This is a genomic window from uncultured Tenacibaculum sp., assembly GCF_947502995.1.
GTDB lineage: Bacteria > Bacteroidota > Bacteroidia > Flavobacteriales > Flavobacteriaceae > Polaribacter.
Map to the genome: position 1 here is coordinate 62,121 of NZ_CANNBW010000003.1, position 26,016 is coordinate 88,136.

Annotated in this window: 22 protein-coding genes; 13 read left to right on the forward strand and 9 right to left on the reverse strand. The window is 29.2% G+C overall.

Going from position 1 to position 26,016, the window contains the following annotated elements:
- Positions 1-68: 68 nt before the first annotated feature.
- Positions 69-1,082 (forward strand): HAMP domain-containing sensor histidine kinase, encoded by a 1,014-nt coding sequence (locus tag Q1A46_RS03085; protein ID WP_306420503.1) that lies wholly within the window; start codon positions 69-71, stop codon positions 1,080-1,082.
- 15 nt (positions 1,083-1,097) lie between these two features.
- Here the strand turns inward: Q1A46_RS03085 and Q1A46_RS03090 are convergent, their stop codons facing one another.
- Together Q1A46_RS03090 and greA are read right to left on the reverse strand one after the other, a co-directional pair.
- A complete protein-coding gene (locus tag Q1A46_RS03090; RefSeq protein WP_299673857.1) occupies positions 1,098-1,490 on the reverse strand; it encodes an HIT family protein in 393 nt (130 codons plus the stop codon).
- 92 nt (positions 1,491-1,582) lie between these two features.
- A complete protein-coding gene (greA, locus tag Q1A46_RS03095) occupies positions 1,583-2,056 on the reverse strand; it encodes a transcription elongation factor GreA (protein WP_299673859.1) in 474 nt (157 codons plus the stop codon).
- Positions 2,057-2,162: 106 nt separating this feature from the next.
- On the opposite strand from greA, the gene Q1A46_RS03100 reads away from it, so the two are divergent.
- From Q1A46_RS03100 to purE, 3 genes are all read left to right on the forward strand, one after another.
- Positions 2,163-2,570 (forward strand): Rieske 2Fe-2S domain-containing protein, encoded by a 408-nt coding sequence (locus tag Q1A46_RS03100; RefSeq protein WP_299673861.1) that lies wholly within the window; start codon positions 2,163-2,165, stop codon positions 2,568-2,570.
- Between the two features lie 62 nt (positions 2,571-2,632).
- On the forward strand, positions 2,633-3,790 hold the full coding sequence (locus Q1A46_RS03105) for a 5-(carboxyamino)imidazole ribonucleotide synthase (protein WP_299673863.1): 1,158 nt from the start codon (positions 2,633-2,635) through the stop codon (positions 3,788-3,790).
- A 58-nt stretch (positions 3,791-3,848) separates the two neighbouring features.
- A complete protein-coding gene (gene purE, locus Q1A46_RS03110; protein ID WP_299617229.1) occupies positions 3,849-4,328 on the forward strand; it encodes a 5-(carboxyamino)imidazole ribonucleotide mutase in 480 nt (159 codons plus the stop codon).
- A gap of 34 nt (positions 4,329-4,362) precedes the next feature.
- On the opposite strand, the gene Q1A46_RS03115 is transcribed toward purE, so the two are convergent.
- From Q1A46_RS03115 to Q1A46_RS03125, 3 genes are all read right to left on the reverse strand, one after another.
- The gene (locus tag Q1A46_RS03115) at positions 4,363-5,199 is read right to left on the reverse strand and encodes a hypothetical protein (protein WP_299673865.1); all 837 of its coding nucleotides are present in this window, start codon (positions 5,197-5,199) and stop codon (positions 4,363-4,365) included.
- A 57-nt stretch (positions 5,200-5,256) separates the two neighbouring features.
- Entirely contained in the window at positions 5,257-6,795 is a 1,539-nt protein-coding gene (locus Q1A46_RS03120; protein WP_299673867.1) for a hypothetical protein, read from the reverse strand.
- 84 nt (positions 6,796-6,879) lie between these two features.
- The gene (locus Q1A46_RS03125; RefSeq protein ID WP_299673869.1) at positions 6,880-7,485 is read right to left on the reverse strand and encodes a Crp/Fnr family transcriptional regulator; all 606 of its coding nucleotides are present in this window, start codon (positions 7,483-7,485) and stop codon (positions 6,880-6,882) included.
- Positions 7,486-7,635: 150 nt separating this feature from the next.
- On the opposite strand from Q1A46_RS03125, the gene Q1A46_RS03130 reads away from it, so the two are divergent.
- The 7 genes from Q1A46_RS03130 (at position 7,636) to Q1A46_RS03160 (ending at position 16,173) form a co-directional block, all read left to right on the forward strand.
- Positions 7,636-8,736, forward strand: coding sequence for a fibronectin type III domain-containing protein (locus tag Q1A46_RS03130; RefSeq protein ID WP_299673871.1), 1,101 nt, complete (start codon positions 7,636-7,638; stop codon positions 8,734-8,736).
- A gap of 26 nt (positions 8,737-8,762) precedes the next feature.
- Entirely contained in the window at positions 8,763-10,781 is a 2,019-nt protein-coding gene (locus tag Q1A46_RS03135; protein WP_299673872.1) for a M3 family metallopeptidase, read from the forward strand.
- A gap of 51 nt (positions 10,782-10,832) precedes the next feature.
- Positions 10,833-11,402 (forward strand): Crp/Fnr family transcriptional regulator, encoded by a 570-nt coding sequence (locus Q1A46_RS03140; protein ID WP_299673874.1) that lies wholly within the window; start codon positions 10,833-10,835, stop codon positions 11,400-11,402.
- 58 nt (positions 11,403-11,460) lie between these two features.
- Entirely contained in the window at positions 11,461-12,225 is a 765-nt protein-coding gene (locus Q1A46_RS03145) for an MBL fold metallo-hydrolase (protein WP_299673876.1), read from the forward strand.
- Between the two features lie 122 nt (positions 12,226-12,347).
- Positions 12,348-13,562 (forward strand): carboxypeptidase-like regulatory domain-containing protein, encoded by a 1,215-nt coding sequence (locus Q1A46_RS03150; protein ID WP_299673878.1) that lies wholly within the window; start codon positions 12,348-12,350, stop codon positions 13,560-13,562.
- Positions 13,563-13,640: 78 nt separating this feature from the next.
- Entirely contained in the window at positions 13,641-14,912 is a 1,272-nt protein-coding gene (locus Q1A46_RS03155; RefSeq protein WP_299673880.1) for a carboxypeptidase-like regulatory domain-containing protein, read from the forward strand.
- Between the two features lie 25 nt (positions 14,913-14,937).
- Positions 14,938-16,173 carry a carboxypeptidase-like regulatory domain-containing protein gene (locus Q1A46_RS03160; protein WP_299673881.1) on the forward strand — a complete coding sequence of 412 codons (1,236 nt, stop codon included), beginning with the start codon at positions 14,938-14,940 and terminating at the stop codon, positions 16,171-16,173.
- A 14-nt stretch (positions 16,174-16,187) separates the two neighbouring features.
- Here Q1A46_RS03160 and Q1A46_RS03165 read toward each other — a convergent pair whose 3' ends face one another.
- The 3 genes from Q1A46_RS03165 to Q1A46_RS03175 form a co-directional block, all read right to left on the reverse strand.
- Positions 16,188-18,554 (reverse strand): hypothetical protein, encoded by a 2,367-nt coding sequence (locus Q1A46_RS03165; RefSeq protein WP_299673883.1) that lies wholly within the window; start codon positions 18,552-18,554, stop codon positions 16,188-16,190.
- A 51-nt stretch (positions 18,555-18,605) separates the two neighbouring features.
- Positions 18,606-19,772 (reverse strand): glycosyltransferase family 4 protein, encoded by a 1,167-nt coding sequence (locus Q1A46_RS03170; RefSeq protein WP_299674159.1) that lies wholly within the window; start codon positions 19,770-19,772, stop codon positions 18,606-18,608.
- 69 nt (positions 19,773-19,841) lie between these two features.
- Entirely contained in the window at positions 19,842-20,312 is a 471-nt protein-coding gene (locus Q1A46_RS03175) for a heme-binding domain-containing protein (RefSeq protein WP_299673885.1), read from the reverse strand.
- Between the two features lie 97 nt (positions 20,313-20,409).
- Here Q1A46_RS03175 and lpdA point away from each other — a divergent pair, with 97 nt between their 5' ends.
- Both lpdA and Q1A46_RS03185 read left to right on the forward strand, forming a co-directional pair.
- A complete protein-coding gene (gene lpdA / locus Q1A46_RS03180; RefSeq protein WP_299673887.1) occupies positions 20,410-21,810 on the forward strand; it encodes a dihydrolipoyl dehydrogenase in 1,401 nt (466 codons plus the stop codon).
- A gap of 157 nt (positions 21,811-21,967) precedes the next feature.
- Positions 21,968-23,749 (forward strand): T9SS type A sorting domain-containing protein, encoded by a 1,782-nt coding sequence (locus Q1A46_RS03185; protein WP_299673889.1) that lies wholly within the window; start codon positions 21,968-21,970, stop codon positions 23,747-23,749.
- A gap of 129 nt (positions 23,750-23,878) precedes the next feature.
- Here Q1A46_RS03185 and Q1A46_RS03190 read toward each other — a convergent pair whose 3' ends face one another.
- Positions 23,879-25,990, reverse strand: coding sequence for a SurA N-terminal domain-containing protein (locus Q1A46_RS03190; RefSeq protein WP_299673891.1), 2,112 nt, complete (start codon positions 25,988-25,990; stop codon positions 23,879-23,881).
- Positions 25,991-26,016: the final 26 nt, after the last annotated feature.

Below are 26,016 nucleotides of genomic sequence, written 5' to 3' on the forward strand. Positions count from 1 at the left end.
TATGGAACACATATTCTTTCTTTAAAAAATTTAAAACAGATGAAAGGGTTAAAATGGAATTGTTTGCCATGTCTATTGAAAGATTTGGAAACACTGCTGATTTAGATGCTGACATGAGTTTAGAACTTAAAGCTTCTGACAACATGAATATTCCATGTATTTTAACAAGTTCTAATGGTACTATTAGAGAGCACCATAATTTAGATCCTAAAAGATCTTCTGATATTTTATATCTGACAGATCAGTTAAGAACTATGAAAAATCAGAATAAACCTATAGAAATAAATTACCTCGGTAGAAGAGAGTACATTTATTATAGAAACTCTGATTTACTTACTAAACTAACCTATTACCCTATTGCTCTAATTTTAATTTTAGGCCTTTTTTTAGCTGTAATTTATTTGTTTTTTAACTCTAGCAAAATTGCTGAACAGAATAAATTATGGACAGGAATGGCTAAAGAAACTGCACATCAAATAGGAACACCTTTGTCTTCTCTTTTAGGTTGGGTGACTATTCTTAGAGAAGAAAATATTGATCAAGATTATGTAGATGAAATTGAAAATGACGTTCAGAGATTAAGTACCATAGCAAATCGTTTTTCAAAAATTGGATCTCTTCCTAAACTTGAAACTGAAAATATAGTTAGTATCACAAAAAACACTTTTGATTATTTAGAATCAAGAAGCCCGAAACAAACTTCTTTTACTTTTAATTCTACCGATGAAAATATTCAAACGAATTTGAATAATGAATTGTATGGTTGGGTTATCGAGAATTTAATTAAAAATGCTATTGATGCAATGGAAGGAAAAGGAAGTATAGATCTAACGATTAAAAACACCGAAGATCATATTAAAATATTAATTTCAGATACTGGAAAAGGAATTCCAAAATCGAAATTTCATGTAGTATTTAAACCAGGTTTCACCTCTAAGAAAAGAGGTTGGGGATTAGGACTTTCTCTCTCAAAACGTATTATTGAAGATTATCACAAAGGGAAAATATTTGTTCAAAAATCTGAATTAGGAAAAGGCACAACTTTTGAAATTCAACTCAACAAAGTAGCAACCAATTCCTAAATTAGATTTTAATTTTTATTCAAAATTATTAGCAATATTTTCTGCTAGTGAAATAAACTCTTCTTGAGATAACTTTTCCTTCTTTATAAATTGAATATCTTCCATTGCTTGTAAAGGCACTAAATGTACATGTACGTGTGGTACTTCTAAACCAATTACACTCATACCAATTCGCTCACATGATATTGTTTTTTCTAAAGCCTTAGCAACTCTATAACTAAAGTTCATTAAGTCTGTATATTCTTCTGGAGATAAATCAAAGATTTTATTTTTCTCTTTTTTAGGAATCACTAATGTGTGCCCTTTAGCATTTGGATTGATATCTAAAAAAGCAAAATGCTTTTCATCTTCTGCTATTTTATATGAAGGAATTTCTCCTTGAACTATTTTTGTAAATATTGAAGCCATTTTAATTTTAAATTAATCTGTTTGGTAAAAATAAAAAAATCGGATTTAGACCATATCTAAACCCGATGAATATTTTTTGTAGTTAAAAGTGGTTATCGAGAAATATCTAATATTTCAAACTTCATTAATCCGTTTGGAACCTGAATTTCAGTTATATCTCCAACTTTATTACCTAATAACCCTTTACCAATTGGCGAATTAACAGATAATTTACCATTACGAACATCACTTTCACTATCTGCTACTAAAGTATATGTAAACTCCATTCCGTTAGTAGTATTTTTTAACTTTACTATAGAATGGATTAGAACTTTAGATGTATCTAATTGACTTTCATCTAAAATCCTTGCATTAGCAACTACATTCTTTAATTTAGCTATTTTAGTTTCTAGTAGCGATTGTTCTTCTTTAGCTGCATGATATTCTGCATTCTCACTTAAATCACCTTTATCACGTGCATCAGCAATTTCTTGAGAAACTCTTGGTCGCTCAACTTGCTCTAAATGCGCTAATTCATCCTTTAGCTTTTTTAAGCCTTCAGGACTATAATATGAAACTTCACTCATAACTCTAAAATTTAAAAAATCCCAGTCCGTTAGGAATGAGATCGTCTAACAAATGTACAAAATATTTGTAAATTAGCCGCGTTAGCATATAAACAAAGATATTCTTATGAAGAAAATTATTATTATCCTATTCGCTGTTCTTTTATACAACTGTACTGATACAGATGATAATAACAATTGTTTTCTTGGTGTAGTTTTAAACGAAACGATAAATTTATCGAATCCTCAATTCATAAACATTCAAGTTCCGGGTGGTCACACTATTGCTAATATTGGTGGACGAAACTTAATTATTATTAGAAATAACACAAGTAGTTTTAAAGTTTTCGATTTACAATGTCCTGAACGTAATTGTACTTCTCCAATGACTTTTGACGGTTTAAAATTAATCTGTTCTTGTAGTGGTAAAGAATATAATTCTTTAAACGGTTCTCCTATAGATGGTGAAGGTTGTTTCGCACTAGAATATAATGTAATTCAAGTAAGCAATACTGCACTGCAAATAAGCAGATAAAAATAATTTTATCACCCAATTTAAGATTAGTACTTTTGTGGCAACAACACAAAAAAATAATCGTGCAAAACTATTTTTCTTCTCACTTTAAATTAGGTGTATTAGGAGGCGGACAGTTAGGTAGAATGTTATTATCTGAAACTCAAAAGTTAGATATTCATACTGTTATCTTAGATAAATCTGCAGATGCTCCTTGCGCACAAATATGTAACGAATTTCATCAAGGTGATTTATTAGATTTTGATACTGTTTATAATTTCGGTAAAAAAGTAGACTTACTTACTATAGAAATTGAAAACGTAAATATCGATGCCTTAGATAAATTAGAGAGTGAAGGGTTAACCATATATCCTAAGCCAAGTAACTTAAGAATTATTCAAAACAAAGCTCAGCAAAAAAAGTTTTATAAGGAAAATCAAATTCCTACTGCTGATTTTAATCATTATGCTTTTGTTGATGAGTTAAAGCATTCTTATGAAAATGGATTGGTAACATTTCCTTTTGTTTGGAAATCTGCCCGATTTGGTTATGATGGAAACGGAGTAAAAGTAGTTAAAAACTATAGTGATTTAGAAACGTTACCAGAAGGTGAATGTATAGCTGAACAAATGATTCCTTTTAAAAATGAATTAGCAGTTATTGTTGCTAGAAATCCAAAAGGTGACTTGGTAACCTATCCTGTAGTTGAAATGGAATTTCACCCAGAAGCAAATCAAGTAGAATATGTGATCTGTCCAGCAAGAATAGATAAAACTGTAGCTGAAAAAGCCAGAGAAGTGGCTTTAAAAGTTGCTGATGCTTTTGATTTTGTTGGTTTATTAGCTGTTGAAATGTTTCAAACACAAGATGATGAAATTTTAGTAAATGAAGTTGCCCCAAGAACTCATAATTCTGGTCATTATAGTATTGAAGCAAGTTATACTAGTCAGTTTGAACAACATTTACGTAGTATACTAGATTTCCCTCTAGGAAATACAGATAGTAAATTAGCTGGAATTATGGTAAACTTAGTTGGAGCTGAAGGTCATACTGGTGAAGTGATTTATGAAAACATTCAAGAAATCATGAATATTGATGGAGTAACTCCACACTTGTATGGTAAGAAAATCACAAAACCTTTCCGTAAAATGGGGCATGTTACTATTGTAAATCAAGATGTAAATAAAGCCAGAGAAGTAGCTCAAAAAGTAAAAGAAACTGTACGAGTTATTTCAAAATAAGAATTAGTAAACAAAACTTTAAAAAGTTCTAAAAGAACTTGAACAACAACATAAAATTATGGTAGGAATTATAATGGGAAGTGATTCGGATCTTCCAATCATGCAAGATGCAATTGATGTATTAGAAAGTATGGATATTCAAATAGAGGTAGATATTGTTTCTGCTCATAGAACTCCAGAAAAACTATTCGATTACGCTACGAATGCTCACAAAAGAGGAGTACAAGTAATTATTGCTGGTGCTGGTGGAGCGGCTCACTTACCTGGAATGGTAGCAAGTATGAGTCCTTTACCTGTTATTGGAGTTCCTGTAAAAAGTAGAAACTCAATTGATGGATGGGATTCTGTTTTGTCTATTTTACAAATGCCTGGTGGTGTGCCTGTTGCAACAGTCGCTTTAGATGGAGCAAAAAATGCAGGTATTTTAGCTGCACAAATTATAGGAGCATCAGATAAATGTGTTTTAGATAAAATAATCGCTTACAAAGAAGGCTTAAAACTAAAAGTTGAAAAAGCTTCTGAGCGAGTTAAGAAATAAATAAAAACGCAAGCTAATTAGCTTGCGTTTGTTATTACATTCCTATGTAATTATTTCCTTTGCCATCCTTTTGATTAGGAACATCTGATGTTAATACTACATCATCAACCCATACGCTCTGGGTTTTTGGTGCTCCTCCGTTCCAGTATGTAAAAATTAAACTTCTACCTACTTTAGCTGTATCAAATTTTAATGTTTTTAAATGCGTGATTTCTTGTAGTAATTCTCCATTTTTCCAAAACCTTACGATTCCCTCTCCTCCTTCATCTTTAGATTTAGAATGAAATCTTATGTAAAACTCATACGTTTCCCACTCATTAAATTTTGGTAAATGTTCTGGAGCACCAATATTAACCCACTGCTGCCTTCCTTCATAGATATACTTAAAAGGATTATCTGAACCTTTCATATCAACATACACATCATTATACCCAATATTATCCCCATTACTAGTTTCTGAATGAACTCTCAAAAACTTCAATCTATTTCCCTCACCATAAGAATAATAATCGAATCCTTCGGGAAACAATATTCGAATTCTAAACCATAATTCATCTCCTTCTAGTAACTTTTCTGGATGTGGAATATATCCTCCCCAATAACCAAAACCTGTCTCTCCTTCTTCAATAGTCATTTTACAAGACATGCTTCCCTCAAAAACATGTTCATTATCATAAACACTGTTACCTTGAGCTGATAAATTTACTTTTTCTCCTAAAGTTCCGTTATTAAAATCTCTGCTCTCTGTCCATTTTCTTTCTTCGGCAGTAGATCCTAGATCGTCATTAACTTCTATTGTAGTTTCGTTTTTATTACATGAAAACATTGCCAAGAATATCAAGATATAGTATACAATACTGTTAGATCTCATAAAATTTTATTTTGATTTGAAATATAAATAACTACTAAATAAAGTAAATATTACTTTCTACATACATTCGTCTTCAAAGTCTTTAATAATTGCTATTCCTTGACCATTAGTCATTGTCATATCACAAATTACTTGTGGAATTACTGTTAGGGGATTATTTATAACATCAAGTATCATCAGATTAGTAATATTTGAAATTTCTACAGGTAACTCTTGTAAATTGTTATTACGAACATCCAAACTAAATAAACTAGATAAATTACCTATCTCACTTGGCAATTCTTCTAATGAGTTATTTTTTAATGACAAGCCTTTCAAAGCTCTTAAATTTCCTATTTCAACTGGTAAGCTGGTTAGCTTATTATCATTTAAAATTAGTATTTCTAAACTTTCTAAACTACCAATTTCTGTAGGTAAGTTAACTAAAACTCTTCCTGAAATATTTAAGTGTTTTAATTTATTTAATGATGCTATACTTGATGGTATTTCATAAATATTCACTGCTGCAATTATTAGTTTAGATACTCTACCGTCAGTAATAGTTACTCCATTCCAATTTTCCATTGTTGGAGCTTCTAAATCCCAATCTAAATACGAAAATGACGTATTATATTGTTCATTAGCTCTATAAAATTCTTCTAAGAAAAGTCGATCTAACTCTAAAGGATTAAAGAAACTCACATGTACAATAAACTCTTTTTTTGAACCATCTTCAGCAGTAACTGTATAGTTCACAGGATTAGAAAAGTCTTGAGGTGTTCCACTTAAAGGAGTTACTTCAGCTTCATCAGACAATAGAATTTCTGGAGTTAAATTAGTAATATCTGTACCTTCAGGAACTTTTAATCTAATCTCATTTAGATCATTATCAATAGTTACTTTAAATGTTTTATCATCAATAGTAACATCAAACTTAACAACATTTTTAACACTTCTTAATCTTATTATTTTTACTGTATATTCTTTTTGAGTTTCACCGTTTTCAGAAGTTACCGTAAATACAACTTCACTTCTAAAGTCTATACCAGTATCGATTGTTGGTGAGATTGAAGCTCCTTCAGAAACTTTAATTGTTGGAATAATATTTTGTAAATCTGCTAATTCTGATATGAATACTTTTACTTCTTCATTTTCAATTATAGCTTCGTAATTATCTGATAAGTCTGGGTTATTTCCCTTTAAAAAAGAAAAATTTAACATAACCGCTTCATTACTTGTATCTATTAATGTTACAACTACTGTATAACTTACATCTTCATGTCCGTCTTTCGAGAGAACATAACTTACAGGAATAGAAAAATCTTGCTCTGTATTATTAGCTGGACTTATTCGAGCATCTTCTGAAACTTCTATAGTTGGTATTAATGAAGTTATATCAATACTTGATGAAAAGGTTAAATGAATCTCTTTTTCGTCTTCTATTATTTCTCCCTGAATATCATTTGATAATGAAGCATTATTCGCTGCTAGAAACTGAAAACTTAAAATTTGTAAGCCCTCTTTATCAGGATCTAGAGGTAACTTCTCATTATGTTCTGAGCATCTGAAAAATAATAGTAAAGAAAAAAAGGCTATTGCCAAATTGAAAAATTTCATGATTGTTTTGTTTAAGTTTAAAAAACACGGCAAAACAAATTATTTCATACCAACGATAAGTTATGTACAGATAAGTATGAAATATTAATTTTTAAAGTAATTATTTTTTTCTTTACTGTATTGTTGCGGATTCATTTTTAAATACCTGGCAATGTATTTATCAGGTGTATGTTGTAGAATGATTTTTGATCTTTTTACATTTTCATAAAAGAGTCTAAATCTTTCTGCTGCACTTCTGTATTGGAGTAAGTGCATTCTATTTTCTCTATCGAGTAATATATCTTCATGAACCCTATATAAAAGCATTCCTACCTCATTGTGATCTTTCAAAATTTCTTCTATATGTTCTTTCTTTATACTTATTAATTCAACATCTGTAAGCGCTTCTTGAATTTCCAAAGACGGAGTTTTATTCACATAACTTGTTAAACTATTAAACCCTAATCCAGTTGGAGTTAAATTAGTTGTTACTTCTTTATCTACATCTATAATATACTGATGAACAACTCCTTTTAATACGATATTTGAATATAACTCTATATCACCTTCTTTAAGAATACACTCTCCTTTCTTATATACTCGTTTAACACAAAAAGTCTTTATTGCATTAGAGAGTTTTTGACCTACAGGAAATGAATTATTTAAGAAATCACTAAAAACTTTAAAATCTTCATCTTCTATTTTTTGCATCAAAATATTTTTACCGCCAAAAATATTTGTTAGTTTGAATATACTTACATCTAATTATGTTAAGTTATCTTTAAAACCTTTTTGTTTTAATTTTCTTATGTGTTTTTTTTAAAATATTGCACTTTAATAATCATCTTTTATTTCAAACTAATGAAAAAAACTAATCCCCTTTTTTATTTATTCATTTTCATACTTTTAAGTTGTAATGATGAAAATAATTTTACAAATAACAACAATCTATCAAATATCCAAGTAGAAAATCTTAGTTCTACTAACCAAACTACTTCTGAGATATCATTAACATGGTCACTTATAAACAATAGCAATGTCGTCGGTTATAATATTTACCGAGATAACATCATAATCAATCAAGTAAATACTAATAGTTTTATTGATCAAAATTTGATTCCAGAAACAAGTTATACTTATGAAGTCACTGTTTATAATGTAAATAACGAAGAAGGATTAAGATCTGAAAAATTAATTATTAGCACTAAACCAGATATTGACACATCAAACAATCTTTTCACTTTTACAGATGACTTTGAAGGAACCTTAGATAACAATTTTTGGCTTGGCAATGGAGTTTATGTTGATTACGGAATAGTAGACCCAACAAATACGTCTAATAAAGTTATGAAAATGAGTTATATTTTTAATAGTGAAGGAAATGGTGATTCTTGGACTGAATATGATTTTAAACTACCAATACAAGCCACTGAAATCGAAATGAGTTTTGATATGTTTACTCCTGTAGACTATTATCACTTCGAAAATAATCATAAATTATTTGCATTATGGTCTGGTCCTTATGGAAAAAGCAACGCTAACATAAGTATTTCAAGCGAAATGTGGGGAAATTCTCAAGGTGGAGCATCACCGTCAATTTATGTTGGAGTAGATCAGAATAATTATGGTCATGCAATGCTTTCTAATTACCCTCTGATTATAGTTAACAATGAAGGTAGTTGGTCAAACTATAAAATTCATTTAAAATTAGCCGCTAATGAAAATGAATACGGATCAATAGAGATTTATAAAAACAACACTCTTATAACTTCTACAGATCACCCTAACATAACAAAACCCTACACTAGCGCTCCAAATGCAACAGAACTCATTCATTATGCTACATCTGGAAACTTTATAGATCAAGGTACTATTTTAGGTTGGGCCAACGGAGATGAATCAAGAAGTTATGATACCAATATTCATTTTTTAATTGATAACTTTGTTTTAATAGCTAATTAATAATTAAAGACAAAAAAATTATTAAAATGAACCCATTACTACAAGAATTTGACACTCCTCCTTTTCAATCTATAAAAGAGGAACATTATAAAACTGCAATAAAAGAAGCTATCGAAATAGCTAAAAAAGAAATTCATGCAATTGCAGAAACAACAAATACTGCTACTTTCGAAAACACTACGGTAGCTTTAGATGACACAGGAGAAAAATTAGATCGTATTACATCTATATTTTTCAATTTAAATTCTGCTGAGACTAATGAGGAAATTCAACAAATTGCAAAAGAAATTTCTCCTTGGTTAAGTGAATTTAAAAATGACATGATTTTAAACGCCGATTTATTCAAAAGAGTAAAAACTGTTTACGATCAAAAAAACACATTAACACTTAGTCCAGAACAAAGTATGTTATTAGAAAAACAATACAAAGGTTTTTCTAGAAATGGAGCTAATTTAAATGATGAGCAAAAAAATAAGCTACGAGAATTAGACACAAAACTTTCTAAATTATCACTTCAGTTTGGTGAAAATGTTTTAGCAGATACCAATGCTTTTGAAATGTTGATTACAGACGAAAAAGATTTGGCTGGTTTACCTGAAGGGGCTAAAGAAGCTGCTAAATTAATGGCACAACAAAAAGAGAAAGAAGGATGGCTATTTACATTAGATTATCCTAGTTATATTCCTTTTATGACCTATGCAGACAATAGAGAACTTAGAAAAGAACTTTCTATTGCAATGGGTAAGAAAGGATTTCAAGATAATAAAAACAATAATGAAAAAATTGTTTTGGAAATTGTTGAGCTTCGCCATAAAAGAGCACACTTATTAGGTTATGATTCTCATGCACATTTTGTTTTAGAAGAACGTATGGCTGAATCTCCTGAGAAAGTATTGTCTTTTTTAAATGACTTACTAGAAAAAGCGAAACCTGCTGCTGAACGCGAATTTAAAAACTTAGAGAATTATGCTAAGAAATTAGATAATATTGATCGTTTAGAAAAATGGGATGGTTCTTATTATTCAGAGAAATTAAAGAAAGAACTTTTCGATTTAGATCAAGAAGCTTTAAAACCATATTTTAAATTAGAAAATGTAATTGACGGTGTTTTTGAAATTTCTAATCGATTATTTGATTTAAATTTTGAAGAAATTGATACTATCGATAAATATCACGAAGATGTAAAAACCTATAAAGTTACCAATTCGAAAGGTGATTTTATTTCTCATTTTTATGCAGATTTCCATCCAAGACCTGGAAAAAGAAATGGAGCTTGGATGACATCTTACAAATCACAGCAAATTAAAGATGATTTAAATGATAGACCTCAAGTTTCTATTGTTTGTAATTTCACAAAACCTACTGAAACCAAACCTTCTTTATTAACTTTTAACGAGGTTACAACTTTATTTCATGAATTTGGTCATGCTTTACATGGAATGTTAGCGAATACTACATACAAAAGCTTATCAGGAACTTCTGTTTCTTGGGATTTTGTAGAATTACCAAGTCAAGTTTTAGAAAACTGGTGTTACGAAAAAGAAGCTTTAGAGTTATTTGCAAAACATTACGAAACAGGGGAAACAATTCCTATGGAGTTTGTTCAGAAAATTAAAGAATCTGCTGCTTTTCATGAAGGAATGCAAACGTTACGTCAGTTAAGTTTCGGTTTATTAGATATGAGTTGGCATTCTGGAAACACGGAAAATATTTCATCCGTAAAAGATTTCGAATTAAAAGCTTTTGAAAACACCAAATTATATCCTGATGTTATTGAAAATTGTATGAGCACGGCTTTTTCTCATATTTTTCAAGGAGGATATTCTGCTGGATATTATTCGTACAAATGGGCTGAAGTTTTAGATGCAGATGCTTTTGAATACTTTAAAGAAGAAGGTATTTTTAATAAAGAAATTGCTACTAAATTCAAAGATCATGTTCTTTCTAAAGGAGGAACAGAAAAACCAATGGAATTGTACAAACGTTTTAGAGGTCAAGAACCAAAACCTGAAGCTTTATTAAAAAGAGCTGGACTTTTAAACTAAAAAATAATATTAAGAACTACGATTTTTCGTAGTTCTTTTATTTATTAAAAAATGCACAAAAAAATAGCTACTTTTTTTGAAACAGAATATCCTTTAAATCAACATGGAATTGATGAACTTTTATCATTATTCCAATTGAAAACTATAAAAAAGGGAACAGCTATTTTAAAAGCTAATCATTTAGAAAGAGAGTTACGTTTCTTAAATTCAGGAACCGTTCGTGAATTTTACGCAACATCAGATAAAGAAACTAACATTAACTTTTATACCAAACCTCAATTCATTTCTGATTTATTCTCTTTCAGCAAAGATTTAAAAACAAATAAAAATCAAGAAGCAATTTCTGATCTTGAAATATTATCTATTGAAAAACAACAATTCCGAGAACTTTTACAAAGATATGAATGTGGTAAATCATTCATTGAACTTTCATTTCAAAAACTTTTAAAACAAAAAGAACTATTAGAATTCAATAGAATTACTAAAACCCCAGAAGAGCTATACCAAGAGTTATTTATTTACAAACCAAATTGGTTAGAAAAAATTCCTCAATATCATATTGCTTCCTATTTAAATATTACACCAGAAACACTAAGTAGAATACGAAAACGTATTTCTTGATTTGAATCAATGCAATTCAATTCCATTGATTATTCCTTTGTCTAAAAAAGTAATATCAATGAAAATTCAACATTTAAGAAATGCTTCTTTAATTATTGAGGCTGACGATAAAGTAATTTTAGTAGATCCAATGCTTGGTAAAGTAGGAACACTACCTCCTTTTTCTTTCTTTAGATTTAAAATGAAGAAAAACCCAACTGTGCCTTTACCTGAAAACAGTAAATCAACACTTAAAAAAGTTACTCATTGCCTGATCACTCACAATCACCCTGATCATATTGATTCTGCAGCTGAAAAGTTTCTTACTGAAAGAAACATACCTGTAATTTGCAGTGTGCTAGATGAAAAAACGTTTCGCAAAAAAGGTTTGAATGTAATTCAAACAATTAATTATTGGGAGAAATCACCTTTTTTAGGAGGAACTATTGAAGGAATTCCTGCGAAACATGGTTATGGTTTTGTAGCTAAACCTGCTGGAAATGTGATGGGTTTTTTCATTGAACTACCTAAAAAGCCTAGTATTTACATTAGTTCAGATACGATTTACACTGATGATGTTGATGCTGTACTAAAAAAATATAATCCGGAAATTAGTATTGTAGCCGCTGGTTCTGCTCAATTTGATATTTTTAAACCTTTGTTGATGACTATAGATGACATTGTAAAATTTGTTGAAAATGCTCCTCATAAAGTCATAGCTAATCATATGGAAGCTGTTAATCATTGCCCTACAACAAGAGTTAAACTTAAATCAATTTTAACTCAAAAAGGACTTTTACAAAAAACTTTCATTCCTAAAGATGGAGAAATCATTACTTTTTAGTTAATCGACAATCTCTTCTTTAAAAATTTATTCCTTTTAAATTTAAAATGTTAATCATATCTAAAAATCTCTTTCTAGGAAAGGGATTTTTTTATTTTTATAAATCTTATAAATTGTCCTAAATGAATCTGAAATTTACTTTTTTCTTCTTCTTTATTGTTTTGTATAGTTTTTCTCAGACTAATATCAATGGTATTATTACATCTAAAAATGTTCCATTAGAAGGAGCTTCTGTTTATTTAAACAATACTACTATTGGAACTATTACTAACGAAAAAGGAGCTTTTGAATTAAATTTCAAAGAAGGAAATTATACTCTTGTCGTTTCTTTTTTAGGGTATAAAACTTATCAAAAATCAATAAATACAATAGATCAAAAGAACATTGAAATTACTATTTCTTTAGAAGAGGATAATGAATTTTTAGATGAAGTTGAAATCAAAAAAATAGTATACGATGATGAATGGAAATACAATTTAGCTAGATTTAAACAAGCTTTTCTTGGAAAAACTAAACTGGCTTCAACCTGTAAAATATTAAATGAAAAAGATCTATTTTTCGATTTTAATTATAAAACAAATACTTTATCTGCAACTGCTAGAAAGCCCTTAAAAATAAAACACAACGGACTAGGTTATTTGATTGAATATGATTTAATCAATTTTGAGCTTGGTAGCAAAACTTTGTTCTTCAGTGGTTATGCTCAATATAAAAACCTAAGAAAATCTATCCGAAAAAAATGGAAGAAAAACAGAAGTATAGCTTATAATGGTTCTCGAATGCATTTTCTAAGAAGTTTATTAAATAAAGAATTAAAAGAAGATGGTTTTGTTATTAATAAGTTCAGAAGAGTTGCCAACAAAGAAAGACCTTCCGAAGAAAAAATTCGATTTGCTAGAGAATATTTAAAACTTCATGGTAATCGTATTAATTATTCTAGAAAAATAGAAGAACCAAAAACTACTTTAGATAGCGCTATTGTAATAGTAAACAAAGCTCGGTTACCAAAATACCGTGATTATTTATACAAGAGAGATGTTTCTGTAAATGAAATGATTTCTTTTCAAAAAACTACTCCTTTTTTAGATTTCACTGATTATTTAATGATCATTTACACCAAAGAACCTGAAGAAGAAAATTATGTTCAAGGAATATTTGGTAAGAAGAGAAAACAAAGCGATGTTCAAACTTCTCATTTAGTTTTACTACAAGGCAAATCGGAGATTGATAAAATGGGAATTATGATTAATCCTAACGCTGTTTTTAATGAAGGTTATTGGAGTTTTGAATCTTTTGCAAATATGCTTCCTTTAAATTATCAACCTTCAAAAAAATAGTTTTAATAGGCTATTTAACAAAAACATAGTTCTCTATTTTCATCATTTTTATTATATTTATTTGATAAAAAATGAATTATGAAAACGAAATTAATCTTCCTATTATTTCTAGTTACGCTTATTTCATATGGTCAGGTAAATATCAGAGGAACTGTATTATCTAAAAACAATACTCCTTTAGAAGGTGCTGCCGTATATTTAAACAATACTACTATTGCAACTTTCACCGATTGGAAAGGAAAATTTAAACTTTATATTGAAGAAGGAAAACATACACTAATTGTTTCTTATTTGGGGCATAAAACAATTCGAAAAGAAATAATAATTGAAAATATAAATACTGAACAAACTTTAGAATTCCATTTAGAAGAACAAGACAATACTTTAAATGAAATAGTCATCAATTCAACAAATGGGGAAAACAAATTAAAACTCATAGAATCTACAAGATCGAGATATTCTGATTTTCAAAAATTCCGTGAAGGTTTTTTAGGACGATCTACTTTTGCCAATAGATGTAAAATTGTAAACAGAGAAACTTTAAGTTATTATTACGTTCCTCAAACAGATCATTTTATTGTTACCGCTAAAGAACCAATTGTTGTTATTAATAATGATTTAGGTTATAAAATACATTACGACCTTATTAAATACGAACAAAAAGCTCTTGTTATTGGTTATGTTGGTTATTCTAGATATGAAGAATTAGAAGGAAGTAAAAGAAAACAAAAACGATGGGATCGAAATCGACTAATAGCTTATAAAGGCTCAATAATGCATTTTCTTAGATCATTGATTCGTGTAAACACAAAAGAAGAAGGATTTGATATGGATTTAATGATTAGAATTCCTAACATCAATTATCCTACTGAAAAAGAATTACGATTTTCTAAAAAATTATTTAGAGATTTAAATCGATATGATATTCCTGTGGATTACGCAAAAACGATAGTCGTTCCTGAAACTAGAATAGATAGTGCTATTTTAATCCATAGAAGAGAATTAAAGTATAAAAAAATTAGAGATACTATTATTAGAAAAGATATTAGATACAATGATGTCACTTATCGATTAAGTGGTAAAGCTTTTATGGCTTTTAATGGGCTTTTAAAAGTGACTTATAATAACGAAAAAGAAGAATTTGAATATAAAAACGATTACAAAACTTGGTCAGGTAAACAAGTTTCTAAATTTATTTTACTTAATACTCCGCAAGAAATATTACCTATCGGACAATTAGCCGATCCAACAAATCATCTTGTTGAAGGTTATTGGTCTTATGAAAAATTTGCAGTAGCACTTCCTTTAAACTATCAACCTCCTGAAGAACCCAAAATCGCTTCAAATTAATTAAATCACATATCCAAACTAAAAAATGAAACTAAAACTAACAATTGCTTTGTCCTTTTTTCTATCCATTGCTTTTGGTCAGATTTACGTAAAAGGAAAAGTTACCTCAAAATCCAATCAACCTCTAGAAGGTGCTGCAGTGTTTTTTAACAGTACAACTATTGCTACCATTACAGATGCTAATGGAGAATATAAATTAAGTGTTCCTGAAGGAAAATATAAACTTGTTGCTTCCTATTTAGGGTATAAAACTGTAGAACGTGAAGTAGAAATTGATAAAAACACACCTTTAGATGATTTAAATTTTACGTTAGAAGAAGCTGATAATGTTTTAAATGAAGTTGTTATTGGAGGAAAAAAAAAGATAAAGTCTAAGAAACCTAAATATGAAGATTTTTTAGTGTTTCGTGAAGCTTTTTTAGGAAGAACAGATTTTGCTGAAAAATGTAAAATAGATAATAAAAAAGCCTTAAAATATTACTTTGATGAAGCTACAAATACTTTTAGTGTAGAGGCTAAAGAACCTATTATTATTCTCAATAGAGACTTAGGTTATAAAATTTCTTATAATCTAGAGAAATTTCAAATTAAAGATCGAATTATTAGTTACTTCGGATACTCTAAATATGAAAAATTAGAAGGGAATAATCGAAAACAAAAGAAGTGGAAAAAAAACAGACTTAAAGCTTACAACGGTTCTTTACGTCATTTCTTAAAAACCTTTATTACGGCAAGTACAAAAGAAGAAGGTTTTAAAATCGATATTATGAATCGTAAAAGAAACGAATTACATCCAACGGATGGTGAATTAAATTTTTCTAGACGAATTTTTAATATTCAAGATCAAAAAGGTATTGCGATTAATTTTAATAAAATTATTCTAAAACCACAATCGAAATTAGATAGCGCAATTGTTATTCATCAAAAAGAATTAAAATACCCTAAAATTATAGATGTTCCTCATAAACGAAATGTCACATATAATGATGTAAGTTATAGAGTCGAAGGAAAAGTTTTTTTAAAATTCGATGGATTTTTAAAAGTAACTTATCAGAATGAAAAAGAAGAATTCAACTACAAGAAAGATGTTAAGAAAAGACTTGGAGTACAAGTTTCTCATTTCTTATTATTTAAAAACAATGAAGAAATATTACCAATCGGGCAAATTGCAGATCAAAACAATCGTTTAGTTGAAGGGTATTGGTCTTACGAATTGTTTGCTAATGCACTTCCTTTAGATTATAAACCACCAACAGAATAATATTTATAAGAGAGTTAGTTTTTTAAAATTAACTCTCTTTTTATGTCTATTAAATTTCCAGAGCTTGTAATTCCTTTTATCGATAAAATTAAATCGGTAACTCCTTCGGGAATAGCAGCTTTAAAATTAGTCCAACTTTTAGTCTTAGAAAGTTTTACATTAGGTTCCCAATGTAATATCGCATACTTTAAATATTCACTATCGCCTTCTTGATAAATATATTCTGGCTTTCTAAATTCTTCTTCATATTCATATCCATAAGAAATCTTAAATTCAAATAAACTTTTATCTTTTTTCCTCCCGCTTGGTTTTTGCTTTTTATAAATCGCTTTTTTATTTAAATAAATTCTTACATATCCGAAAGGATCTCTTCCTCCTGAATTAATTCCTGACTTATTTACACGAATGCTTTTTACTTGTTCCATTGTTATTTCTTTAAGCATTTCAAAATCTTGCTCTCTTAACTTTTGAGTATTCACATACACATTCATATTTGTACTCAAACTTCCTCCATTTAAAGCTCCAGAAATTATAGTTTGCCTAGCAGTTCGTTCTGATTGAATTTGTACATATCCGTTTTTATTCACTACAATTAATCCAGATTGAGCAGTTAAATATTCTAAAACAGTTCTATATCGATTTACATTTTCTCCAGAAACAGCAAAAGTTTTCACAAAAGTAGAATTGTCAATAGGATTGATAAATTTCTCTTTTTTTTCTTTTTTAATTTTCCCTTTGATTTCAACTTCTTCTAGTAGATTACTATCATTATCGTTAAAAAAAGGATTCATTACACTTTGTATAACCACTGTATTATCTTTTGAATTTACATTCGGATAATAAAACTCATCTTTATCAACTGTTATATGATCGCAAAACACAACTTCTTTTTTTGATGGTAATACTGGTTGAATTTTTATAATTTCATCCTTGTAAACGTCTAAATTTTTAATTGCAAATAAACCTTTAGCATCTGTTTCTACATAACCAATTTCTTTCTTTGTTATATAATTTACTTTTAAATGAGCAGATTTTTCTCCACTCAGTTTTCCTTTTACTGTTATTCCTGATTCAAAAAAATGACTCGTCTCTTTTTTCTTTTGTTTTATAATAGAATTCCAGTTATAGTTTTTACTTGTCTTGATAGGGAATAGATCTTTAGCTTTTTGAAAACGATTTAAAAACTTCTTAGAATCTAATTGCTCATCATCTAAAAAGGTAACATTGTGAAATTTTTGAAATAAATCTGATTGAGATACATCTTTATTCTCTTTAGGTAAAACCGATATAGATATATCCATTATAGAATCTTTAGAGTGTTTATAAATGGAAAACTCTACGGAATCTTTATTAATTCTTCTTACTGTTTGTGTAATTTCTTTTTCTAAATCATGTAATTTGTGTGCGTTAAAAAAAGTTTGCTCTGCAATGAGTTCTTTATTTTTAAATAAAGAAATGGTGTTAATTCCATTCAACAAAGTAGATTTATCTATATATCGATAACTTTTATTGTTTTTATAATTTAAAAGCGCTCCTTCTGCTATTTTACCATTACGATGAATTAAATAAAAAACAACATCTTTTTCATTTAGATAATTAACACTAACATTAGATGTCAAATAAATTTCTTTCCCTTTATTTACTAAATTTAGAGTGATTCCATCTAAAGTATGCTGTGGTAACTCTTCTATTACTTTACCTGTAGAATTTGTATATATTAAATAATATTTTCTACCGACTTCTGGTTTAAAATAAAACTTTCCTAAGCCCAAATCATTAAACTTCACAAAAGAAATATCATTCTCTAAATCATCTAGCAGTATAGCTTCTTTAACTTCTTTATCTTTATCAGATAATTTAACTTCTACAACGTTAACCACATTTGTTAATAAGTGTTTCGTATTATGATAAAACTGAATCTTTTGTGAACCTTTTGTAGTTCTTTTTACTCCACAACCTTTTATTTTTATGAAACTCTGTTTGGTGTCTTCACTATCAAAATTTTTAGACCAATTCGTAATAATTCTATAATGAACGATACAATCATTAAAATTTGATGGTAGTTTAAAAACTCCGCTAGCAGAACCTTCATGAAATTTAAGAGTTAGTTTACCGATAAATTTTCCTTTATCATCATTAAAGTAAAGCTTTGCTGTTTTGGTTTGATGGAATAGTTTTAAGTTTTTATTATCAACTACAAATACTTTAAACCAAACTTCTTCGCCAGGGAAATAAGATGATTTATTAAAATGAAAGTGAAAGTTCTCTTTTGAATATTTAAAATGATTCACATATGAATCTACAACTTCATCTACCACTGAATTTTGTTGCGCATAAAAATTGCTGTAGCAAAAAAGGAGGATAATAATTTTTCTTAGCATTTTATATAGTTTGGCTATTAAAACTAAGAAATTTTATTGATTAATTTTCAATTATTTTTTATTCTTCTCTTCTATCCATTTACTCATATATTTTGTTGCTTGTAAAGTTTGATATTGTAGTAAACTTCCTAGGAAATTTGATGTTCGATGAGAATTCAATTCCTCTACAAGTTGAGATATTTTCTGTAAAAAAACACGACTCAAAACATTTTTATCATAAATGGAATTAATAATTTTTATCCCATTATTTTGAGCTTGAAGCCAAATTTCTTTTTCTGAGTAAAGTTTAACAGCTAAATCAGAAAATACATTTAAATCGTCTTCAACAAAGCCATTCCATGGAAACTCATCACGCATTCCTTCTGCACCTATAGAAGTAGTAACACTTGGCGTACCACAAAGCATAGCTTCTGTTAATTTACCTTTAATTCCTGCACCGAATCTTAGTGGAGCCAAAACTATTCTGGCTTTACTTACTTTTTCAATAGCATCGGGAGTATAACCGTGTAATAAAAAACCTTGATCTGGTTTGTGTAATTGCTGAATTTGCTGACTAACATAAGCTCCGTAAATATGAATATTTACTTTGGGTAATTGGTTTCGAATACTTCTCCACATTCTTTTTAGTTCTAAAACAGCATCTACATTTGGTTTGTGAAAAAAATTACCAACAAATACAAAATCTTCTCTTTCTTCAAAAGGCAACCAGTTCTCTTGATTTGATTCTTCAATTGTATCTAAAAGAAAAGGTAGATATAATAAAATACTATCGTCTATTTTAAATACTTCTTTTAATAATTGCATTTCGTAAGAAGAAATAATCAGACTTAAATCACATCTCAAAATAGAGGCTATTTCTCTTTTTGTTTCATCTGATTGTAATAACGTTTGATTTGAAAATTCTTCTCCTTTTTTTAATTGCTCATATCTTACTTTTCTTAAAAAATGTAAATCTTCTGTATCTAAAATACGAACTGCATTAGGACAATATTTAGCTACTCTCCAACCGAACTGTTCTTCCATCATAAATCGATCAAAAACAACAATTTGAGGATTTAGATCTTTAATAAAAGAATCAAATGAAGATGAATTTAACTCAATTACCACTTCTTCAACTCCATATTCAGTTAGTAGTACTGCATTTTCTCCTTTTTGTGCCGGACTAGCAAAAGTTACTTTATAATTATCGCCTAAAAACAATTCTATTAATTGCATCATTCTACTTCCAGCAGCAGAAGAATTGGGTTCAACCCAAACATAACCTATAAATAAAACAGTAGTATTCAATTATCGTTGTTGTTGGTATTTATATTCTCGCTCTATTTCTTTTGCCCATGTCACTACTAAATCAATATCATCCTCGCTCAATCGAGCATCAGTATGAGTCCAAGTGTAAGAATCTAAAGGCATATGTTTTTCTTCAACTTCTTCCCAAAATTCTTCCATTTTATGCTCCTTTTTTCTTGAAGAATAAGTTGCCCATTTTGAAAAATTTAAATGTTCTTTACCTTCTTCTACATGATGATTTATCCAGAAATTAACTGGTGCTATTGAATGATACCAAGGATATTCAGTTACGTTACTATGACAATCGAAGCAGGCATTTTTTAAAATAGTTTTTACTTCTACAGAGGGACTTGTTTCATGTAAAAAAACATCTAAAGATGATAGCTCTCCATTATTTTTTTCTGTGGGGATAAATTGAATTGCAAGCAAAGCTATTAATGCAAACCAACCTATTATTTTTAATATTTTCATACAAATACATCTTATCTGTTTTAAAAATAGTAATAATAACTAATACTCGCTTTTAATTCGTAAATAATTGTAATTTTGTATTAAAATAAAACAACTCATGAAATACGATATCATCGTTATAGGTTCTGGACCTGGTGGATATATTGCTGCGGTTAGAGCTTCTCAATTAGGAAAAAAAGTAGCCATAATAGAAAAATATTCTACCCTAGGTGGTACATGTTTAAATGTTGGATGTATTCCTTCTAAAGCTTTATTAGATTCTTCTCATCATTATTATGATGCTGTTCACCACTTTGAAGAGCACGGAATTTCTGTTGAAAATCCAAAGTTTGATTTTTCAAAAATGATAGAGCGTAAAGCTAAAGTTGTAGAGCAAACTACTGGAGGTGTTAAGTTTTTAATGGATAAAAATGATATTGATGTTTACGAAGGTTTAGGTTCTTTTGAAGATGCAACTCACGTAAAAATCACTAAAAATGATGGAAGTTCTGAAGTTATCGAAGGAACTAACATTATTATAGCTACAGGTTCTAAACCATCTACTTTACCATTTATTTCTATTGATAAAGAACGTATTATAACTTCTACTGAAGCCTTAAAGCTAAAAGAAGTACCTAAGCACTTAATCGTTATTGGTGGTGGTGTTATTGGATTAGAATTAGGTTCTGTTTACAAGCGTTTAGGTGCAGATGTTTCTGTAGTTGAATATGCACCGACAATTACTCCAACAATGGATAAAGATGTTTCTAAAGAACTAACTAAAGTATTAAAGAAACAAGGAGTTAAATTTAATGTAAGTCATGGTGTTACTGCTGTGGAAAGAAAAGGTGATGAAGTTGTTGTAACTGCTACAAACAAAAAAGGAGAAGAAGTTACTTTTACTGGTGATTACTGTTTAGTTGCTGTTGGACGTAGACCTTATACTGATGGTTTAGGATTAGAAAATGCCGGTGTAAAAGTTACTGAAAGAGGACAAATTGATGTTAACGATCATTTACAAACTAATGTTTCTAACATCTATGCTATTGGAGACGTGGTTCGTGGTGCAATGTTAGCTCATAAAGCTGAAGAAGAAGGTGTTGTAGTTGCTGAATATTTAGCTGGTGAAAAACCACACATTGATTATAATTTAATTCCTGGAATTATATACACTTGGCCAGAAGTTGCATCAGTAGGAAAAACTGAGCAAGAATTAAAAGATGCAAATGTAGATTACAAGTCTGGTAAATTCTCTATGCGTGCACTAGGAAGATCTCGTGCTAGTGGGGATATCGATGGTTTTGTAAAAGTATTAGCTGACAAGAATACTGACGAAGTTTTAGGTGTTCATATGGTTGGTGCTCGTGTTGCTGATTTAATCATGGAAATGGCTGTAGCAATGGAGTTCAGAGCATCTGCAGAAGATATTGCTCGTATTTGCCATGGACATCCAACATATTCTGAAGCCGTTAAAGAAGCTGCTAAAGCTGCTTGGGATGGAAAACCTTTAAATGCTTAACAAAGTATTTTAATATATTTAAAAAGCAATCTAAATTATTAGATTGCTTTTTTATTTTATCATTTTACAAATACAATAACCTGTAAATAAGGTTAACTTAATTTTTATGTTAATTTTTTAACTATATTTAAAAACGTTAACAAATAAACCCTTATTTATGAAACCTAAAATTAAAGTGCTATTCTTAGCACTACTCCTCCCGTTTTTTTTATTTTCTCAAAATTTTATCGAAAAACAACTCCCCTCTCCTAGTAAACTAAGTTCATTTTTTATTGGTCCATTAATTAAATCTACGATACATTACGGAGAAAGACCATCAAATTTTAATGGTGAAGTTTTACTATTCAATCATGGTTATATCGATTTAAATCAATTGTTTTTTACTAATAATACTTTTTATCAAGATGCATATAATGAAGGTTATCAAGTAGTTTTTGTTGCTACAACTAGAGGTAAAGGCCTTTGGGAAAACGGAAAATTACTTGCAGAATCTATAGATATTATTACTAATAAATATCAAATTAATGATCTTACTGTAATTGCGCATAGCAATGGTGGGAAAGCAGCAGAAGCTGCTATGTTTTCTTACAATAAAAGAAATAAAGTAAAAAAAGTAATCGCTTTAGGAACTCCATATTGGGGAACTTATTTAGCTGATATTTCTCAACAATGGTGGTTTAACTGGATTTGGAAAAACACTGGTTTGAATGAAGGTGCAGCAACATCAACTACTTACTATTGTAGAGATGTAGTAAGACCGCTTTTTGATAATGCCTCTAATAATCAACCTGAAAAATTTATTATCCTTGGAGCTTCAGGTTTTAAAAATGGACATACACTTTTAGCTCCTTTAATGTTTACCAGCGGTGGAATACTATATTTAGCTCAAGGTACAAATGATGGTGTTACTCCGTATAGTAGTTCTTTACGTCCAGGAGCAACTTATCTTTTCAATAAAGGAGAAGCTAAATTGGATCATATTGACGTAGCTTTAGGACAATATGTATGGAATACAATAAAACCATATTTAAACGCTAATTTTAGCCGAAAATCTACCTTTGAACCAGCTGAATTTAATTATAATACTATTATAAGTGATTATCAAATTATAAACTCAGAAAACAATTATGATAAAATTATAGCTCCAAATAATTCTTCAACTGTAAACGTTGATATTTTTCATGAAAAATCAATTCAAGATTTTAAATTGTACGGAAACTCTAAGCTTTTATCTCCATTAATTAAAACTACTAGTACTAATAAAATTCATAATCATAGTAGCTCATATCAAATTAAGCTTTCTGAGAGATTAGTTTCAAATTCAAGATTTGCTGCCTTTATTCATTTTCCTGAAGGACCAAAAATGAAGTATATAAATCAACAGAATAATGATCGTATTTCTATCAAATTTGATGATATTTCAGTTTCATTAGAAAACATAAAAGTTGATGCTGTTATCACTAAAACAAGCGATTTGTATGGAAAAACAATAGATGGTGATTCTTTTGTGTATTCTTTTTCTTTGGATAATGATGAATTCAACTTAAACACTTCAGATTTTGAAGATGGAGTATACAGCATTCATATTACTGGTAAACACTCTGATTTCACACGTTCGATAGCTTCAGGTTTTGTAAAAGGTCGACTTACTTTAGAAAATATTCAAGAAGAAATTGATGATGAAAATAACCTACTAAATATCGATTTAAAATCAAATACAATTGTTGATCGTATTGAAATTATCTCCACAAAAAAAGATAATCAAAATATTAAAGTTTCAATATTTAATTTAAATGGTCAATTACAAATAACAGAACAGTTTAGTTCTAATGAGAATTATACTATAACAAATAACGTCAGTTCTTTAGCTAAAGGTTTATATATTCTTTCAGTAGAAAAAAATAATTTAAAAAAGAGTTTTAAAATTTTGAAAAAGTGATTATTACTTACTTTTAAATTCTTTAATTCATAAAATAAATCTAAATTGTGTAAACTTATTTCAGGACGGGACAAGAACATAAAAAAAGCCGAGTTTAATAACTCGGCTTTTTTAATTTTATATTTTTTATTACTGACCAACTCCGTAGTAAGTTCTTCCAACCTCATTTTCTATATCAGAAGCTTTTTTAACAGCTTGATACATGTTATAAGTTTGGTTCTTTCTTTGGTTAGCAATACGCTTTCTATAAGTATCGTAGTTAGGTAAATCTGTAGGTAAAACTCTACTTGTTACTACAAATGCATAAACTCCTCTATCTCCAACGATATCTTTCTTTAACTCTTTTTCAGTAGCACTTAACATTGCTCCAACAATTTTAGGCTCGTAACCGATACCTGTAATAGTTGGTGACTTTAATGTTACGTCACTAAACTTTTTTAATGGTTGTTTAGAAGCTGTTGCAATATCATTAAGTGTACTTCCTTGTAACTTTTCTTTTAAGATTTCTGCTTTCTTTTCATTCGTTAAAATTGGACGAACTCTAGAAATAGCTTGATCAACTGGCATTAATCCTTTCTCTGTAATTCCTGTTAAAGTAGCAACTACATAACCTCCATCTATATCAAAACGTTTGAAATCTCCAACTGTTAAATCTTTTCCGAAAGCCCAAGTAATAATTTGTCTTTCATTTCCTAAGGCTGGAATATTTTCATCTAAAGCTTTTAAACCTACAGCAGGTGAAACTGTTAATTTTTTATCTTTAGCTATTGCATCAATTTTACCTCCATTTGAAATTTCTTGAGCAAATGTTTCAGCATCTTGATAAACTGCATTTTCTGTAGCTTCAGAAGCTTCTATCTTACGAGCATACGTCGCTAATTTTAATGCTTTTTGGAAGTTCTTCTGTCCTTTAACCTCAATAACATGATATCCGAAAACAGTTTTAACAACTCCTAAATCTCCTTCTTTACCTTCAAAAACAAAGTCTCTAAACGCTGGTGTCATTTGTGTATATGGGAACCAGTCATAAAAACCTCCTTTATCTACTGAACCTTTGTCAGAAGAGAATTTTTTAACTAAATCTTCAAATTGACTTTTATCTTTTTTGATAACAGTTAATAAACTATCTGCGATTCTTTTTGCATCTGCTTCAGTATTTTTCACTGTTGGATCTGCACTAGGTGCTCCAGCGATAGGAATTAAAATATGACGAGCTTGAGCTGAATCTGGAATCTCTAAAACTTCAGTAATTTTAGATAATTTGAAATAGTTTTGATCTTTATATGGTCCGTAAACATCTCCAACATTTCCTTTAAATAGAGTGTCAGCAATTACTTGTGGAACTTGAACTTTAAATTGAATATTATCGTTATAAGGTAGATCAGATTTTGTAGCTTCTAAGAAAGTTAAATAATCAGTTGTATTTTTTAAACCAACACCAGAATCTCCATCATTAATTAATTTAGCTACATCAGCCTTAATATCATTCTCATCTTGAGCGCTAGCTTTAATATCGAACTTTACATAGCTAATATCTCTTGAAGCTTCTACTTCAAATTCTGAAGCATGACTTTCAATATATTTTTTCACATCTCCTTTAGTAATTTGAACTAAAGAATCAGCAACACTTGTATATGGTAAATACACTAAATCTCCGCTGATTTTTGTATTTTCATTAAAGTATTCTGTTTTTCCTTCTTCTAAAGAAGCACCTAAACCAGCAGCTACTAAATTATCATAAGTAGTTTTTTGTAAAGCACTTTTTACATTACTCATGTATTCTCTCCATGCTTTCCACTGATCTCCGTTTTCTTCTCTTATTGTTGCTAAAAACTCTTTGAATTTTTCTTTATCGAAAATCCCTGTAGTTTGGTATTTTGGATCATTTTTAATGAATTCTTTTTCATAAAGATCATTTAAAATATCTGCTTCTCCAACAGTAATTCCTGCTTCAGCTAATTGGCTATCGTAAATTTTTTGACGCACTAAGTTTTCCCAAACATTTTTAGCAGCTTGCATTTCAGAAACTCTATTTCCAGTTTGAGCTCTATAGTTATCTAAAGCTTGTGCAAATTCTTGACGAGATATTGATTCTCCATTAACTTGTCCTACTTCATTAATCTTCTGAGAATTGAAAAAATCCGTTAATGTTGAAGGATCTAATACAAAAGCAAATAATGCTAAACCTATTACAAGAATTAAGAACAATGAGCGTTCTCTAATTTTCGATAAAATTGCCATTTTAATTTTATTTTATATACAGTGTG